This is a genomic window from Polaromonas sp. P1_G4 (genome assembly GCF_056405475.1).
On sequence record NZ_JBFUCA010000468.1, the window covers coordinates 1 to 3,414 of the forward strand.

4 protein-coding genes are annotated in these 3,414 nt (G+C 64.0%); all 4 read right to left on the reverse strand.

What is annotated here, in order from left to right; translation table 11 throughout:
* Window positions 1-258: acyl-CoA dehydrogenase family protein (locus tag AC1D1X_RS18835; protein WP_477698878.1), on the reverse strand; the 258-nt coding region annotated here is incomplete at its 3' end.
* Window positions 259-290: 32 nt separating this feature from the next.
* A complete protein-coding gene (locus tag AC1D1X_RS18840; RefSeq protein WP_477698879.1) occupies window positions 291-1,949 on the reverse strand; it encodes an acyl-CoA carboxylase subunit beta in 1,659 nt (552 codons plus the stop codon).
* Window positions 1,946-2,830, reverse strand: coding sequence for an SDR family oxidoreductase (locus AC1D1X_RS18845; protein ID WP_477668445.1), 885 nt, complete (start codon window positions 2,828-2,830; stop codon window positions 1,946-1,948). Before AC1D1X_RS18845 ends, AC1D1X_RS18840 begins: the two co-directional genes overlap by 4 nt.
* On the reverse strand, window positions 2,827-3,414 hold a 588-nt coding region (locus AC1D1X_RS18850), incomplete at its 5' end, for a TetR/AcrR family transcriptional regulator (protein ID WP_477698880.1). The genes AC1D1X_RS18845 and AC1D1X_RS18850, both read right to left, overlap by 4 nt.

Sequence of the window (3,414 nt, forward strand, 5' to 3'; positions counted from 1 at the left end):
GGCCATGGGCACGCCGCCGCAATCAATGTGGCCCAGCGCTTCGGCCATGGCCATGGCGTAGGAGTAGTCCAGGCCCGCGCCGCCGTATTCCTCAGACTTGGTCAGGCCCAGCATGCCCAGGTTGCCGAGCTTCTTGAACACTTCATGCGCGGGAAAGATTTCAGCGGCTTCCCATTCATCGACGTGCGGATTGATCTCGGCGTCAATGAACCGCTTCAGGGTTTTCTGGATTTCAAGGTGTTCGTGCGTGTATTGCATTTCGTTGTCTCCGGTTCTTTTTTGCAGGCGGTCTACATGCGCGCCACGCCAAACTGCATGGGCCTCAGCTGCCGCGCATCGGCCTCGGCGCACATTGCCAGGCACTGTGCCAGCACCGCGCGCGTGTCGCGCGGGTCGATGACGCCGTCGTCCAGCACCAGGCCCGAGGTGTAGAACACATCGGCCTGCGCCTCGAACATGGCGACGATCTTGTCGTACTGGGTTTGCGACTGAGCCGGGTCCGGCGTGATGCCTTTTCGCGCCAGGGCCGCCTCGCCTACGATCTGCATGGTGCGCGCGGCCTGTTCGCCCCCCATCACCGCCGTTTTGGCGCCGGGCCAGGTGAAAAGAAAGCGCGGCGCGTAGCCGCGGCCGCACATGCCGTAGTTGCCCGCGCCAAATGAAGCGCCGCACTGGATGGTGATTTGCGGGACGGCGGCATTGGTCACCGCCTGGATCATCTTGGAGCCGTGCTTGATCATGCCGGCCTGCTCGCTCTCCTTGCCCACCATATAGCCGGTGGTGTTCTGCAGGTAGATGAGGGGGTGGCCCAGCTGGCACATCAGCTGGATGAAGTGCGTGGCCTTGTTGGCGCCGGCCACGTCAATCGGGCCATTGTTGCTGATGATGCCGACCGCATGGCCGTCAATCGATGYCTGCACGCACACCGTGGCCGCACCATAAAGCGCCTTGAACGGCAAAAAGTCTGAGCCATCCACCAGCCGAGCGATGACCTCGTACATGTCCAGCGGCTGGCGCAGGTCGTCGGGAACCAGGCCCAGCAGCTCGTCAGGCGGGTAAATCGGCTCACAGGGGAGATCGGTGTTTGCTATTGAATTAGTAGCTGCTTGCGCCCGCCCTGCTTTGCTTGCTGCCCGATTTGACCATGAAGTACGGGCCACCACCTGGCGCGCCAGCCCCAGCGCATGGCGATCGTCATCAGCCAGATGCTCACCCAGGCCCGACACGCCGGTGTGCATTTCAGCGCCACCCAGTTCTTCTTCGGTCGCCACCTCGCCGGTAGCGGCCATCAGCAGTGGCGGGCCGGCAAGGAAAGCGCGGGAACGCTTGCGCACCATGATGACGACGTCGCTCAGGCCCGGCATGTAGGCGCCGCCAGCCGTGCCCGAACCGTGCTGCACGGTGATGACGGGAATGCCCGCCGCCGACAGCCGCGCCAGATTGCGGAAAAGGCTTCCACCGTGCACAAAGCCTTCGACCCGGTAGCGCATGAGGTTGGCGCCCGCACTTTCCACCAGGTGGATAAAGGGCAGCTTGTTTTGCAGCGCAATCTCCTGCACGCGCAGGATCTTTTCCAGTCCCATGGCCTGGACGGCGCCGGCCTCTATGCCTGAATCACTGGCCACCACCATGCAGCGCACGCCACTCACAAAGCCGATACCCGCCACCACGCCGCCGCCCGGCACCGACTGGGCCGCGTCCTTGTTGTCCTGCAGGTAACCCGCGAGGGAACACAGGCCCAGCCAGGGCGCACCCGCATCCAGCAGCAGCGCCACCCGCTCGCGCGGCAGCAGCTGGCCGCGCTTGTCGAAGGCGGGCCGTGATTTGGCGGAGGCGGCGGCGCTGCGCTCTTCCAGCGCGCGCAATGCGGCGATGCGCGACAGCATGGCCTCACGCCGCTGCATGGCTTGTGGCGATTGCGCATTCCACGCAGACTGGAACAGCGTCATGACTGGAAGACCTTGGGGGTCTCAGCCAGGTGAAAACCATCGAAAGGTTTGATCGCATCACGCTGCAGCGCGTCAGTATCGGGCCGCTGCATGGGCCAGCCCATGCGCATCTGGGGCCTGGCGCCGTCGACGCGCAAGGTGCTGCCGCTGATGAAGTTGGCGGCCTTGCTGAGCAGGAAGACGACGGCCGCCGAGGTTTCGCTTTCGGTGCCGAAGCGGCCCAGTGGCACCGTGTGGCGCATCTCGCGCAGCATGGGGCCGGCCTCGGGCGGGTAGTGGTCCATGCCGCTGGAGGCGATGTAGCCGGGCGCGACCGCGTTCACCCGCACGCCGCTATGGGCCCATTCGGCCGCCGCGGTTTCGGTGAAGCTCACCATGCCGGCGCGCGCCGCGCCGCTGTGGCCCATGCTGGGCATGGAACCCCACATGTCGGCCACTATGTTGACGATGCTGCCGCCCTTTTCCTGCATGGCTTGCAGGTAGCATTCGCGCGCCATCAGGAAGCCGCCGGTCAGGTTGGTGTTGATGACGGCCTCCCAGCCCTTGGCGCTGATGGATTCCAGCGGCGTGATGTACTGGCCGCCCGCGTTGTTGACAAGCCCATCGATACGGCCCTGCGCCACCACGATGGCGGCGATGGTGGTCTTGACGGCCTCTTCCAGGCGGATGTCACAGGGGTGAAAACTCACGCGCCCGCCCTGCGCCACGATTTCGCCGGCCACGCTGTGAAGTTTCTCGATATTCCTGCCTATCAGCACCATATGCGCGCCCAGCGCAGCGAGTTCATGCGCGATGCAGCGGCCAATGCCGGAGCCGCCGCCGGTGACAACAATGACCTGACCGGCAAAAAGACTGGGTTGGAACACGGATTGGTAACTCATGCGCGGATCTTTCTTGCCGGAGATTTCGGAGTCTTTTCTCCAATGAACAGCGCCATGGCCGCATCCGCCAGATCGTCCAGTGACGCATCTTTTTTTGCATCAAACCACTGCACCGACCAGTTGAGTGCCCCAAAGATCAGAAGGCGCGAAAGCTTCACCGGTCCCTTGAGTTGCCCTGCCGCGGCCAACGCCTTCAGCACAGGCTCCCAGACAGCTTCGTAATTGCTTTGCAGTCTGGCCAGCAGGTTGCGCTGCCGGGCTGTGATCGAACGCGACTCGTAAAGCATCACAGGGATGAAGTCGCTGCCGGGGCCCAGCAGCACGTCAAAGTGATTGCGGATCAGCACGTGCAGCAGCGCTGGCGCCTCAGCGGTAGAGAGCCCCGCCGCCTGCAGGGCCGCGGCCTGGCGTTGAATCGCCGAGCGCATGCCCTCTTCCATCACGGCATTGAGGAGTGCCGCCTTGCTTTTGAAGTGGTAGAAGGGCGAACCGCTGTGCATGCCGACGGCCGCTGCGATGTCGCGCGTGCTGGTGGCGTCAAAGCCTTTTTTTCGGAACAACCGGGCGGCCGCATTGACGAGTTC